The organism is Rhodococcus sp. NPDC057135, from assembly GCF_042670865.1.
Taxonomy (GTDB): domain Bacteria; phylum Actinomycetota; class Actinomycetes; order Mycobacteriales; family Mycobacteriaceae; genus Rhodococcus_F.
This window is the reverse complement of the sequence record NZ_JBHUUU010000014.1, coordinates 1-13,096: the sequence shown is the minus strand read 5'-3', so window position 1 is coordinate 13,096 and position 13,096 is coordinate 1. Positions and strand designations below refer to the sequence as shown.

10 protein-coding genes are annotated in these 13,096 nt (G+C 63.2%); 5 read left to right on the top strand and 5 right to left on the bottom strand.

The features are described from left to right. Window positions 1-33: 33 nt before the first annotated feature. Together ychF and ACFT1A_RS23630 are read right to left on the bottom strand one after the other, a co-directional pair. Window positions 34-1,113 (bottom strand): redox-regulated ATPase YchF, encoded by a 1,080-nt coding sequence (gene ychF, locus ACFT1A_RS23635; protein ID WP_030536245.1) that lies wholly within the window; start codon window positions 1,111-1,113, stop codon window positions 34-36. 70 nt (window positions 1,114-1,183) lie between these two features. Continuing rightward, complete coding sequence (locus tag ACFT1A_RS23630) at window positions 1,184-1,666, bottom strand: CD225/dispanin family protein (protein WP_378449006.1); 483 nt, start codon at window positions 1,664-1,666, stop codon at window positions 1,184-1,186. A 93-nt stretch (window positions 1,667-1,759) separates the two neighbouring features. On the opposite strand from ACFT1A_RS23630, the gene ACFT1A_RS23625 reads away from it, so the two are divergent. From ACFT1A_RS23625 to ACFT1A_RS23615, 3 genes are all read left to right on the top strand, one after another. Further along, window positions 1,760-3,337, top strand: a complete 1,578-nt coding sequence (locus ACFT1A_RS23625) for an FMN-binding glutamate synthase family protein (protein WP_378449100.1) — start codon at window positions 1,760-1,762, stop codon at window positions 3,335-3,337. Between the two features lie 112 nt (window positions 3,338-3,449). Beyond that, window positions 3,450-5,732, top strand: coding sequence for a carbon starvation CstA family protein (locus ACFT1A_RS23620; RefSeq protein ID WP_378449005.1), 2,283 nt, complete (start codon window positions 3,450-3,452; stop codon window positions 5,730-5,732). 2 nt (window positions 5,733-5,734) lie between these two features. Then, window positions 5,735-5,944, top strand: coding sequence for a YbdD/YjiX family protein (locus ACFT1A_RS23615; protein ID WP_003945213.1), 210 nt, complete (start codon window positions 5,735-5,737; stop codon window positions 5,942-5,944). Window positions 5,945-5,950: 6 nt separating this feature from the next. On the opposite strand, the gene ACFT1A_RS23610 is transcribed toward ACFT1A_RS23615, so the two are convergent. Beyond that, a complete protein-coding gene (locus tag ACFT1A_RS23610) occupies window positions 5,951-6,355 on the bottom strand; it encodes a hypothetical protein (RefSeq protein ID WP_378449004.1) in 405 nt (134 codons plus the stop codon). 152 nt (window positions 6,356-6,507) lie between these two features. On the opposite strand from ACFT1A_RS23610, the gene ACFT1A_RS23605 reads away from it, so the two are divergent. Beyond that, on the top strand, window positions 6,508-7,701 hold the full coding sequence (locus tag ACFT1A_RS23605; protein WP_378449003.1) for an AI-2E family transporter: 1,194 nt from the start codon (window positions 6,508-6,510) through the stop codon (window positions 7,699-7,701). On the opposite strand, the gene ACFT1A_RS23600 is transcribed toward ACFT1A_RS23605, so the two are convergent. Both ACFT1A_RS23600 and ACFT1A_RS23595 read right to left on the bottom strand, forming a co-directional pair. Then, window positions 7,702-10,680 carry an AAA family ATPase gene (locus ACFT1A_RS23600; protein ID WP_378449002.1) on the bottom strand — a complete coding sequence of 993 codons (2,979 nt, stop codon included), beginning with the start codon at window positions 10,678-10,680 and terminating at the stop codon, window positions 7,702-7,704. Further along, a complete protein-coding gene (locus ACFT1A_RS23595; RefSeq protein WP_378449001.1) occupies window positions 10,677-11,852 on the bottom strand; it encodes an exonuclease SbcCD subunit D in 1,176 nt (391 codons plus the stop codon). Before ACFT1A_RS23595 ends, ACFT1A_RS23600 begins: the two co-directional genes overlap by 4 nt. A 217-nt stretch (window positions 11,853-12,069) precedes the next feature. Here ACFT1A_RS23595 and ACFT1A_RS23590 point away from each other — a divergent pair, with 217 nt between their 5' ends. Beyond that, on the top strand, window positions 12,070-13,032 hold the full coding sequence (locus tag ACFT1A_RS23590; RefSeq protein WP_378449000.1) for a DUF6542 domain-containing protein: 963 nt from the start codon (window positions 12,070-12,072) through the stop codon (window positions 13,030-13,032). The last annotated feature ends 64 nt before the right edge of the window (window positions 13,033-13,096 follow it).

Below are 13,096 nucleotides of genomic sequence, written 5' to 3'. Positions count from 1 at the left end.
GAATTCAAGGCGAGATGTTGAACCGAAACTCAACTACACATTGAATCTGAACTCCACCACATCGCCGTCGGCCATGACGTATTCCTTGCCCTCCATGCGGACCTTGCCGGCAGCCTTGGCCGCGGCCATGGAACCCGCCTCGACGAGGTCGTCGAAGGACACGATTTCAGCCTTGATGAAGCCGCGCTCGAAATCGGTGTGAATGACGCCGGCAGCCTGGGGCGCGGTGTCACCCTTGTGGATGGTCCAGGCGCGAGCTTCCTTCGGACCAGCCGTCAGGTAGGTCTGCAACCCGAGAGTGTGGAAGCCGGTGCGTGCAAGCGCGTGCAGGCCGGGCTCGGTCTGACCAATGGAGTCGAGCATTTCCTGGCGGTCTTCCTCGTCCAGCTCGAGCAGTTCCTGCTCCACCTTGGCGTCGAGGAACACGGCATCGGCCGGAGCGACGGAAGCGCGCAGTTCCGCGACCTTCGCCTCGTCGGTGAGCACCGACTCGTCGGCGTTGAAGACGTAGAGGAAAGGCTTGGTGGTGAGCAGGCTCAGCTCACGCAGCAACGAGAAGTCGAGCTTGTCCTTGACGCTGAAGAGCGTCGTGCCCTCGTTGAGGAATGCCTGAGCCTTGAGTGCCTCATCGTGGGCCGGCTTGAGCTCCTTGTTCTTGCGAGCTTCCTTGTCCAGACGCGGGAGAGCCTTCTCGAGAGTCTGCATGTCGGCGATCACGAGCTCGGTCTCGATGACCTCGATGTCCGAGGCCGGGTCGACCTTGCCGTCGACGTGAATAACGTCGTCGTCGGCGAAGACGCGCACTACCTGGCAGATGGCATCAGCTTCACGGATGTTGGCCAGGAACTTGTTACCCAGGCCGGCGCCCTCGGATGCGCCCTTCACGATTCCGGCGATGTCGACGAACGACACGGTCGCGGGAAGGATGCGCTCGGAGCCGAAGATCTCGGCGAGCTTCTGCAGCCGCGGATCGGGCAGCTCGACCAGGCCGACGTTGGGTTCGATGGTCGCGAACGGGTAGTTCGCTGCCAACACGTCGTTGTTGGTCAGTGCATTGAAAAGGGTGGACTTGCCGACGTTGGGCAGTCCGACGATTCCGAGGGTAAGGCTCACGGTCTGTGGATTCTACGGCCTCGCAGCGACGTGACGGGTACTCGCCCCACCGTCACGTCGCGGCAGGTGATCAGTTGTAGGTATACGAGTCCACGGACGACACGATCGCAACCAGGAAGATGACGTAGAACGCGATGAACAGCACCCAGCAGATGACGGCTATCAGGAGCGAGATCTGCCCGAGCTTCTTCACCCTCTCGGATGCGTACTGCGCGCCCTGGTGATCGCCCATCGCCCACTTCGGGTAGATGTCGTGGAGGTGGTTGAACGCGGCGAACGCGATAGGCCAGAAGAAAAGAATCGACGCGACGGCCCACCCGGCATTGGACTTCGGCGGACCGTACTGCGGCGCCGCGTACGTGGGAGCAGCGCTGTACTGCTGGGCCGCGCTGTACTGCTGACCGGCCGGGTACTGCTGTCCCGCTGAATACTGCGGGTCAGTCGGGTACTGCTGGCCTGCTGAATACTGCTGACCGGCTGAATACTGCTGGCCCGACGGATATTGCTGCTCCTTCGGATCCTGCGGGTCGGTCGGATATTGCGGTTCGGTCATCATTCCCCCAAAGGTGTCGGATTCGGTTCTCTATCGCAGAACCTAGTGGAGACTTACCGCTGCCGTGTCACAGTGAGCGCCTACGCTCTCGAGGTGACTCGGATGCTGATCGTGCTCTCGATATGGATAGTGGGTCTCGGCACCGCCGCGCTCGCGATTGTGGTCTCACCCGGATGGTGGGTGATCGCGGTCGTCACTCTCGCGCTGGCCGCAATGGGCACCTACGACCTCACACAGCGGTCCCACAGCATCCTCCGTAACTATCCGGTCCTCGGGCACGCGCGATTCCTGCTCGAGAAGATTCGACCGGAGATCCAGCAGTACTTCGTCGAATCATCCACCGACGGAATGCCATTCGATCGGGAAACGCGAGATCTGGTTTACGAGCGTGCCAAGGGAACGCTAGCTGAGGAGCCGTTCGGGACCGAGCGTGACGTCAATGCGATCGGCTATGAGTTCATGACGCATTCGATTCGAGCACGGACCGCCCCCGACACCGTTCCGCGAGTTCGCCTCGGCGGACGCGATTGCACGAAACCGTACGACATCGCTCTCCTGAACGTCTCGGCGATGAGCTTTGGATCGTTGTCCGCCAACGCAATCGAGGCCCTCAATGCCGGCGCCGCCAAAGGCGGCTTCGCCCACGACACCGGAGAAGGCGCGATCAGTCCGTATCACCGCAAACACGGTGGCGATCTGATCTGGGAAATCGCCTCGGGATATTTCGGATGCCGAACCGAGGACGGCCGATTCGATCCTGACCGTTTTGCCGAGCGCGCCGGCTCCGATCAAGTGAAAGCCATTTCGGTCAAGCTCTCACAAGGCGCCAAACCCGGCTTGGGCGGCGTGCTTCCCGGGGTCAAGGTCTCCCCCGAAATCGCCGAGACCCGCGGCGTTCCCGTCGGCCAGACCGTCATTTCGCCGCCGGCACACACCGCCTTCAGCACCCCGGTCGAACTGATCAACTTCATCGCCACCCTGCGAAAACTGTCGGGTGGCAAGCCTGTCGGGATGAAACTGTGTGTCGGCTCGCGTCGTGAATTCCTCGGCATCTGCAAAGCGATGATCGAGCGAGGCATCACGCCCGACTTCATCATCGTCGACGGTTCCGAAGGCGGCACCGGCGCAGGTCCGGTTGAGTTCGAGGACCACATGGGCATGCCGTTGACCGAGGGCCTGATGCTGGTGCACAACGCCTTGGTGGGAACTGGTCTGCGCCCTCTCGTGAAAGTCGGCGCTTCCGGAAAGGTGGCGAGCGGTTCCGACATCGTCAAACGCATCATCCAGGGCGCAGACTTCACGATGGCGGCCCGCGCAATGATGTTCGCAGTGGGCTGCATTCAGGCCCAGATGTGCCACACCAACCGGTGCCCGGTCGGCGTCGCCACTCAGGATCCGGCACGCACACGCGCACTCGACATCCCCGACAAGAGCGAGCGCGTCTACCGCTTCCAGAAGGCAACTGTCGCCAGCGCTCAACAGATGATCGCGTCGATGGGCATCGATTCGTTCGACGAACTACAACCGGGAATGCTCAACCGCCGCGTCGACGGTCTCACCACCCGAACCTATGCCGACCTGTTCGACTGGCTGATGCCGGGAGAACTGCTCGACTCCCCGCCGCAGAGCTGGCTCACCGATTGGATCGACGCCGACGCTCACCGATTCTGACGCCGGTCGACTCCCGCGCCTCAGATCGCGCGGATTCGCCCTTCTGGTCCTACAGTGACAGATGGTCCGCTGTGACGGCGGCCACACGTGCACGAGTGGACGGAGTTCGACGATGAGCTTGACGACTGCGCCGGAACCAAATGTCGAGTACCTGAAAACCGATCCTGACCTGCCACCTGTCGGTGTCATCGACAAAACACCCATTTCCACGACTGCGCGCGTCGTCTTCCTCGTTCTCGGACTGGTCGGCGCGGGCGCCTGGTACATGATCGCGATTGTCCGCAGTGAACACATCAGTGCCGTGTGGTTCGTGTTGGCCGCAATTTGTACCTATCTGATTGCCTACCGTTTCTATGCGCGGTTGATCGAACGCAAAATCGTCAAACCCCGCGACGACGTCGCCACTCCCGCCGAGATCATGGAGAACGGCGCCGACTACATGCCGACCGATCGTCGGGTGCTGTTCGGTCACCACTTCGCGGCAATCGCCGGTGCCGGTCCACTGGTCGGGCCTGTTTTGGCCGCGCAGATGGGATATCTTCCGGGAACGATCTGGATCATCGTCGGCGTCGTGTTCGCCGGGGCGGTGCAGGACTTCATGGTCCTGTGGATCTCGTCCAAGCGCCGCGGGCGCAGCCTCGGTCAGATGGCCCGCGAGGAACTGGGCCTCGTCGGCGGTGTCGCCGCGTTGATCGGCGTGTTCGTCATCATGATCATCCTTATCGCGGTGCTGGGCCTCGTCGTCGTCAATGCCCTCGCGGAGTCCCCGTGGGGTGTGTTCTCGATCGCGATGACCATCCCCATCGCCCTGTTCATGGGCGTGTACCTACGGTATCTACGCCCGGGCAAGGTCTCCGAGGTCTCTCTGATCGGCGTCGTCCTCCTCCTGCTGGCCATCGTCTCCGGTGGTTGGGTTGCCGATACCGGTTGGGGCGCAGACTGGTTCACGCTCTCCAAGGTCACCATCGCGTGGCTGATGATCGCGTACGGATTTGCCGCTTCGGTGCTGCCGGTGTGGCTGCTCCTGGCGCCGCGTGACTATTTGTCGACGTTCATGAAGGTCGGCACCATCGCACTGCTGGCCATCGGAATTCTGGTCGCACGACCCGCGCTGAACATGCCGGCAGTGACGCCGTTCGCCTCCAACGGCGAAGGCCCGGCCTTTGCCGGTTCGCTGTTCCCGTTCCTGTTCATCACCATTGCCTGTGGCGCGCTCTCGGGATTCCACGCGCTGATCGCCTCGGGTACGACGCCGAAGCTGCTCGAAAAAGAAAGCCAGACCAAGATGATCGGGTACGGCGGCATGCTGACCGAATCATTTGTCGCGATCATGGCTCTGGTCACCGCCTGCATCCTCGATCAGCACCTGTACTTCGCACTCAACGCTCCCGCGGCGCTGACCGGCGGTACCCCCGAAACCGCAGCCGAATACGTCAACAACCTGCCCCTCGGCACTGCCCCCATCACACCGGACGTGCTGACTCAGGCAGCCGAAGCCGTCGGCGAAGAATCGATCATCTCGAGAACCGGCGGTGCCCCGACGCTCGCATTCGGCATGTCCGAAGTGCTCAGCGACGTGTTCGGCGGTGACTCGCTGAAATCGTTCTGGTACCACTTCGCGATCATGTTCGAGGCTCTCTTCATCCTCACGACGATCGATGCCGGCACCCGCGTCGCTCGATTCATGCTCTCGGACTCGCTCGGCAACTTCGGCGGTCCGGCAAAGAAGTTCAAGGACCCGTCCTGGCGCATCGGCGCATGGTTGTGCTCACTGATCGTCGTCGCGGCCTGGGGCGCGATCCTGCTCATGGGTGTCACCGATCCACTCGGCGGCATCAACACCCTCTTCCCGCTTTTCGGCATCGCGAACCAACTACTCGCCGCGATCGCCCTGACGGTCGCCCTGACGATCGTCATGAAGAAGGGCCTGTTCAAATGGGCCTGGATCCCCGGCGTGCCGTTGGTGTGGGACCTGGTCGTGACCATGACCGCGTCGTACCAGAAGATCTTCTCCGACAACCCCGCGATCGGGTACTGGGCTCAGCACAACGTTTTCAAGGATGCGAAGGCTGCAGGCGAGACGGCGCACGGTTCCGCGAAGACTCCCGAAGCCATCGACGCCGTCATCCGCAACACCTTCATCCAGGGCACGCTGTCGATCATCTTTGCCTCACTGGTGATTGTCGTCGTCATCGCTGGGATCATCGTGTGTGTCAAGGCAATCCGAGCCGGTGGTCTGCCGACCACCGAGTCTCCGGAAGAACCGTCGAAGATCTTCGGTCCCGCCAGCTTCATTCCGACGCCCGCCGAGAAGGAAATCCAGAAGGAATGGGACGAGCTGATCAAAGCCGGGAAGGTCCGCGCGCCCGGAGCCGCGCACGGAGGTGGGCACTGACCATGACGACGGCGACCATGACGGCAAAACTCACCACAGCGTTCCGCGGAACGCTGTGGTGGGTTCGCTCGGTGATGGGTGATCTCGACTATCAGCGCTACGTCGAGCACACCCGACGCCACCACGCCGACTCACCGGTGATCAGCGAACGGGAGTTCTGGCGACGCCGACACGCAGCAGCCGACGCCAATCCAGGCGCCCGCTGCTGCTGAATCCGGTCAGGGGCAGGTGGCTTTCGCGAGTTCGTAAATGTGGCCAGCCTGCTCGTCGGTGGGCTTGTTGCCGTTGTTCTCGGCCAGGTCGGTGATCGTGGCCTTGACCTTCGCCTCGTCCGTGCCGTTGGAGACCTCGGTGCACGTGGTCGTCAAGATCTCCTCGATGTCTGCGTCGTCGCGGTTCTCCGACAACGGTGCGTAAGCCCCACGGAACGTGGCGACGAACAGCGCCGTCTTGCCCTGATCGATGGCGTTGCCGGCTGACTGCTTCGCCGTCTCGAGCGCCTGTTGCCCGCTCGTGACTGCCTCGCTGATCTTGTTCTGTGCGTTGTCCTGATCCTCGGTGCTACACGCGGTGAGCCCGAGAACGACGATTGCTGCTGCCCCGACTGCTGCTGCGATTCTCATGACGGAAATGTTAGTCCGAGCGGCATGCTTCAAAACACAGTATTGCAGCGCAACACACGAGTTATCGCATGCAGTCGTTACGATCAGCTCAGCTAGATCACCGGATTCTCACATCGGCGAGGAGATCCCTGCGCCGACGGAAAGGACGATCAGTGAGCGAGCAAGACAAGGGGACGTCCGCAGGGGTGCGAAAGCGCGACCGCGGCGAGATCATCGGGCAAGGGGGTATGTGGCTCGCGAAGTGGTCGTTGGTGTTGGCGTCGATTTCGCTGGGTGCCTGGATTTTCGGTTGGCTGATCGAAAAGCTCTGGGTCATCGTCCTGCCGGTGGCTCTGGCGATCGTTGTCGCGACAGTCATGTGGCCACCGACCCGCGGCATGATCAAGCGCGGTATGCCCCCGGCCGCGGCAGCCGGCATCACCCTGGTGCTCTCGATCGGCATCCTGGCCGGAGTGATCGCAGGCATCGTTCCGTCAGTGGTCAGCCAGGCCCCCGAGCTCGCGAACAAGACCACCGAGGGCATCAACCAGGTTCAGGACTGGCTCCAGGGTCCGCCGTTGAATCTCAAGGACGACCAGATCGACAACGCTGTCCACGCCGTCATCACCAAGGTGCAGGAAAGTGGAACTGCTATCGCTTCAGGCGTTTTCAGCGGTGTGAGCACGGCAAGCTCGTTGTTGGTCACGCTCGGTTTGGTCCTGATTCTCGCGTTCTTCTTCATCAAGGACGGACCGAGGTTCATCCCGTGGCTGCACGCTGTCGGTGGCGGCCGTGCCGGTAGGCACCTCGAAGAGGTCCTCACTCGCATGTGGGACACGCTCGGCGGGTTCATCAGGACTCAAGCGCTGGTGAGCTTGATCGACGCGGTCTTCATCGGCGCCGGATTGCTGATCCTCGGCGTCCCGTTGGCACCGGTGCTGGCAATTCTCACGTTCATCGGTGGCTTCATCCCGATCGTCGGTGCGTTTGTCGCCGGCGCCCTGGCCGTCTTGGTTGCCCTGGTGGCCAACGGTCTCACCACCGCCATCATCGTGCTCATCATCATCCTGGCGGTTCAGCAGATCGAAGGAAACGTCCTTCAGCCTGTCCTGCAGAGCAAGTCGATGAAACTCCACGCCGTCATCGTGCTGCTTGCCGTGGCTGCCGGTAGCTCGCTGTACGGCATCGTCGGCGCTTTCCTGGCAGTACCGGTCGCCGCCGTGGCTGCGGTGGTCATCCGCTACATCGGTGAGCAGATCGACGAACGCGCGAGCGACAACGAGCCGATGCCGGCCGGCGACGCCTCGGACGTCCTCGAAGAGCAGGATGACGAAGCCGAGTCAGAGGTAGAGAACAAGAAGGCCTGATCAGCCCGCGATCACCTTCACCGAGGAGCCTGCACGTCCGCGAATGACGTGCAGGCGACTCGGGATTCGCTGCCGCATCTCGTCGACGTGGCTGACGATTCCCACCACACGTCCACCATCACGGAGCTCGTCCAATACCCCCATGACCGAGTCGAGGGTATCCGCGTCGAGCGTTCCGAATCCCTCGTCGATGAACATCGTGTCGAGGACGATTCCCCCCGACTCCGCAGCGACCACATCGGCGAGTCCGAGCGCCAAAGACAAAGACGCCAAGAACGATTCACCGCCGGAGAGAGTCTTCGCCGAGCGGACGACGCCCGTGAAGTCGTCACGGATGTCGAGTCCCAGACCCCCGCGGCGACCCCGAGTGCCGGCCTGGTCGCTGTGGACGAACTCGTAGCGTCCCCCGGACATTCGCTGCAGCCGGACAGATGCCGACACCGCGATCTCTTCCAACCGCGACGCGAGTACATAGGCCCTCAGCGACATCTTGCGACTGTTCTGCCCTTTACCGGCGATCACGTCGGCGAGGGCAGCGAGTTCGTCGTGCAGTTCCCGCTCAGGCGCAACCGCCTCGAATGCCTTCTCGAGTTGTCCACTGAACCGTTCGAGATCCGACACACGGTTCTCGGCCAGGGATGCGGCTGCAACAGCCGAGTTCACCACCTCTGCGCACTGAAGAGCACGCTCGCGAGGACCGTCGACGTCGACTGTCTCGATCTCGCCTACTGCGACGACGTCAGGATCGTCGAGGACGGTCCGAGCGGCCACCTCGAGGTCACGCGCTTTGGCGAGTTCGGTTTCGATCGCCGCGATTCGGGCAGGCGCTCGGACGCCCTCGATCGCAGCGTCAACCGAATCGAATCCGGCAGCGGCCGCCGCATCGGCCAGCTTGGTCGACAATTCTGCCGATCGCACCTGCGCACGGACGGCTTCGTCCCGCGCTTCGGACGCAGACGTGGCAGCGGACGCCAGCCCTTCGAACCGCGAGCGCCGAGCCGCGATGGACGAATCGTCTCCCGCCGCCGCAACGATCGCCGCCCGAATCTGCGTGACCGTGGCCGACAGAGCCGAGATGCGCTCGGTCAGTGCCGCCAATTCGGCCGTCAGAGAAGCGGATTCCTGTTGCAGCTCGCCGTCACGCTCGTTGAGTTGCGCGAGCCTTTCGGCCAGCGCTTCTACCTGCCCGGAAGCCCGCGTTGCCTCGTCGACGGAGCTCTGCGCCGCAGCGCGAAGCCTGTCGAGTTCTTCGACATCACCGTCGCCGCCGCGCGCGATCACCCGGTCGATGTCACGGTCGACGGTTCCCTGACGGTCGACGATTTTGCTCAGAGCTTTCTCGGCTGCGCGTTCGGCTGCCGACGCGGCCTCGAGATCAGGCTCGGTGACCGTGACGACGTCCGACTGCGCCAGCGCCGGGTGTTCACGCGAACCACACACCTGGCATGCATCACCGGGTGCGAGTGAACTCGCCAACTCCGCTGCCATGCCCTCGATACGCTTCTGCACAAGATCGAGCCAGCGCCCACGAGCACCCTGGTGCGCGTCACGTGCATCCAAAACCTGCACACGAATCTTCTCGGCTTGCGCACGCAGAGAAACGATTTCATGTGCCGCTGTCGCAGCATCCGAGGTCTTCGCAAGTGCAGCCTCGAGGCCGGGAAGGGTGGCATGCGCGCGTTGCGCTTCGTCCAGTCGTTGGCCGGCCGCGCGCACCAGCTCTGGCAGTTGAGTCCGTTCACGCACAATGGCATCGACGCGCTCGGACAGGGAGTTTCGCCGAACTCCGAGTTTCTCGATCTCGGCTTCTGTCGCATCGGCACTGCGAGCGTCCTCCGCCATCGCGTCCAGCCGAACGATCTCGTCACGCCACGTCCTGATCCGAGCTACGACGCGTTGGCGCTCATCGCCGGTGGGCGGCCACACTTCCGGCTCGAAAATGTCCGGCCCGTCGAGTGCGGTGTAGGTCGACATCGCGGTGTTCATCGAATCGAGCGATGCGGCAAGAGCCACGCGGGCAGCTTCTACGTCGCCGGCGATGGTCGCCACCGGCAGTGCGCGCTTGGCAGTCTCGAGTTCGGCGGCGATCGCAGATCGGTGCGCGGCGCCGGTGTTGAATGCCGCGAGTTCAGCGGTCGCACGATTGCGGCGAGCTAGCAGCTCTGCGGTTCGCTGCGCTGCCGTGAGCACCCGATTAGCCTCGGCTGCTGCGTCTTTGGCAGTCAACATCTCGGCGAGACTTGCATCGCGGGTGTCCTGAGCCTCGGCCAGAAGTTTGCGCGACCATTCCAGTGGGTGCGCTTCGGCTCCGACCTCGAGTCCCGCCGCGGTCTCGACCTTGGCAAGCAGCAGCCGCACGGACTGCTCCCTGGCCGCGAGCGCGGTGGCACTTGCCTTCCGTTTGGCGTCGAACCATGCCTCCACGGAAACGAAACGTTTGGTGTCGAACAGGCGCTCGAGCAGCTTGCCTCGCTCGTCACTTTCGGCACGCAGGAACTTGGCGAACTCACCCTGTGGGAGCAGCACAACCTGGAAGAACTGATCAGCGCTCATTCCCATGAGACGGTTGATCTCGTCACCGATGTCAGGGATGCGCGAGAGATTTTCGCCGCGGCCGTCCAACCATGTCAGCGTGGCCTTGGCATTCTCGGTGATCGAACCGGTCCCGCGCTTCTTCGGACGCGAATACTCCGGACTGCGAACAAGTTTGATTCTGCGACCACTGATGGTCGCCTCCAGTTCCACGCGCGGCACCGAACCGGCGGGCGCGTGATCGGACAGCAATCGCTTGCCCTCGTTGCGCGCACCCGGCACCCGGCCGTACAGGGCGAACGCAACCGCGTCGAGGATCGTGGTCTTACCTGCCCCGGTGTCACCGTGAAGGAGGAACAACCCGTCTGCACCCAAACGGTCGAAGTCGACCTCGACCGTGTCGGCAAATGGCCCGAAAGAGCTGACTTCGAGTTTGTGCAGTCTCACGCGGTTTCACCCAGTTCGACCGTGGACTCCTCGGCGCGCGCGGCAGCGCTGAGCGCTTCGGCCATCAACGTGACCTCACGCTCGGACGGGTCACTACGCACTGCGGAGACAAAGCCGCGGGCGATCTCCATGTCGGTTCGACCCCGCACCGCGTCGCGGTACTTGAGATCCGATTGTCCTTCCGGCCTTTGCCATTCGAGATGAACGGCAAAGGGAAAACGGGCCTGGAGCTGCCGCATGGCATCGACGGGACGGACCGGGTCGGTAAGCAATGCGGAGACATAGCACTGCTCGGAATCGGCATACCTCGACTCGGTGAGAAGTTCCTCGAGCGTTCCAGCCACCTGGCTCAGCCCTCGAATCACCGGGAGATCGAGCCGCTGCACCGATGACAGACCGGTTGCGTCGAGCTCGATCAGGAGCGCAGCCTTGCGGTGGCTGCGTTCACCGAACGAATACGGCAACGGTGAACCCGAGTATCGAACACTCTCCGAGAGCATCTGCGGAGAATGCAGGTGTCCGAGGGCGACGTAGTCGACGCCGTCGAACTCGCCCACTGCGACGGTCTCCACTCCGCCGACCGAAATGGAGCGTTCCGATTCCGAGGCCTCACCGCCCACGACAAAGGCATGAGCGAGCAATACCGATCGAGTCGACGGGTCGACCGCCGTTCGCTCGGCGAGATCTCGCCGAACACGCGACATGGCCGCTCCGAGGATGTCGGAATGAGTACGAGCCCGGGGCACGTCCAACTCGACGCGCGTGATCTCCGGCTCGAGATACGGAATCCCGTAAAGCGCGACAGGCCCGAACTGATCGCTCAGCATCACCGGAGTACCGATCTGGCCGACGCGGGTGATCAAGTGCAATCCGCCGGCAGCGGCAAAGGATGCCCCGGCCCCGAGCCGCACCGCGGAATCGTGATTACCGGACGTCGCGACGATGACCGCCCCGGCCGCCCGAATTGCCTCGAAGCCTCGATTACACACGGTGACCGCATCAGAACTGGGAATCGAACGGTCGTAGATGTCCCCCGGCACGACCACGACGTCGACGCCGTGTTCGCGGACGGAATCTGCGATGGAACCGAGCACACTCGCCTGATCGGCCAACAGATCGACGCCGTGAAAGGTGCGACCTATGTGCCAATCGGAGGTGTGCAGAATCTTCATGAATCCGACGGTAGAGCAGCCCACCGACACCACCGATCTCCCACGCTGACGGTTTCGACGGTGTGCCCCAACCCACGAGCGTCCGGTGACCCTGCACACAATCCGTCCGGTTCGTTTGACGAAGAACCCGAAACCATCGCGCCATCGCGTCGATAAATGCGCCAGCCACGACCCGCACAAACACGGCCGACAACGCAAGAACCGCTAATGTCGTTATGTGTCTGCAACCCAACGTGCTCGCTCCGGGGTACCGCTGGACAAGCGATCGCTCATCGTGACCGTCCCCGGCCTGCCCTGGTGGGGAGTGATCCTGCTTGCTGCCGGTGTCACCGCCGTCGGCGTACTGATCGATGCCACCGGAGGTGGCGGCGAGCTCACAGCGGTGTTCTCGACGTTCTACTTCCTGGGCTGTCTCTTTGCCGTGGTTGCCGCTTCGAACAAGGCATTGTTCACCGCGATGGCCCAACCGCCCCTGCTGCTCTTCGCCGCGGTGCCGATCGGGCACACGCTCATCGGTAAGGACAACAGCACCGCATTGCGCGACATCGCGATCAACATCGCGTACCCGTTGGTCAACCGCTTTCCGATCATGTTGGCCGCAACCGTGGTCGTGCTGATCATCGGTGGCTTCCGATACTTTCTGCTCAATCAGCGCCCCACCGGGCCTGCGCGCTCGACCCGCTCCCGCCGTTCGGCAACATCAGCGTCTGCCGCTCGGGACACCTCCGCAGCTGCCACTCGCGACCCCGCGCCCGAGACCGGGCGTCGTCGCCGAGTGACCGACGCACCCGCCTCCGAGCCACCTCGTCGCCGCGCCCCCGAGGTGGACGAACAGCCCGCTTACCGAAGCACCCCCAGGCGCGAGCCGACCCAGGACGAGCGCCCGCTGCCGCCCCGGAGAAGCCCACTGCCACCCAGGGTCGATCGCACGCATCAACCGCCTACGCGTCGCCCTCAGCCGGACAGCAGACCGACAGCAGACGACGACTACCCGTCGTACGGTCGCCGCCGAGCGCCCGAGCCCTCCCCTGCGCCCCGGCGTGAGGAGCGGATGGAGCCCTTCTTCGCCTCGGGTGACGACGTATCGCCGCCGCTGCCCCCTCGCCGCCGCCCACCCGGAGTCGATCTTCCGGCGTATCCGCCGCCGCGAGTTCGGTACCGCGATCGCGACGAGTCCTGAAACGCAGCTGCACCTTGAATCAAAAAATGCGGGGCACCTTCCATCTGGAAGGTGTCACTTATAC

Excerpts from the sequence above, each read along its gene's own strand:
- ACFT1A_RS23615 (WP_003945213.1), top strand. The coding sequence starts at position 5,735 with ATGACGACGGCGACCATGACGGCAAAACTCACCACAGCGTTCCGCGGA.
- ACFT1A_RS23620 (WP_378449005.1), top strand. The coding sequence starts at position 3,450 with ATGAGCTTGACGACTGCGCCGGAACCAAATGTCGAGTACCTGAAAACC.
- ACFT1A_RS23610 (WP_378449004.1), bottom strand. The coding sequence starts at position 6,355 with ATGAGAATCGCAGCAGCAGTCGGGGCAGCAGCAATCGTCGTTCTCGGG.
- ACFT1A_RS23630 (WP_378449006.1), bottom strand. The coding sequence starts at position 1,666 with ATGACCGAACCGCAATATCCGACCGACCCGCAGGATCCGAAGGAGCAG.
- ACFT1A_RS23595 (WP_378449001.1), bottom strand. The coding sequence starts at position 11,852 with ATGAAGATTCTGCACACCTCCGATTGGCACATAGGTCGCACCTTTCAC.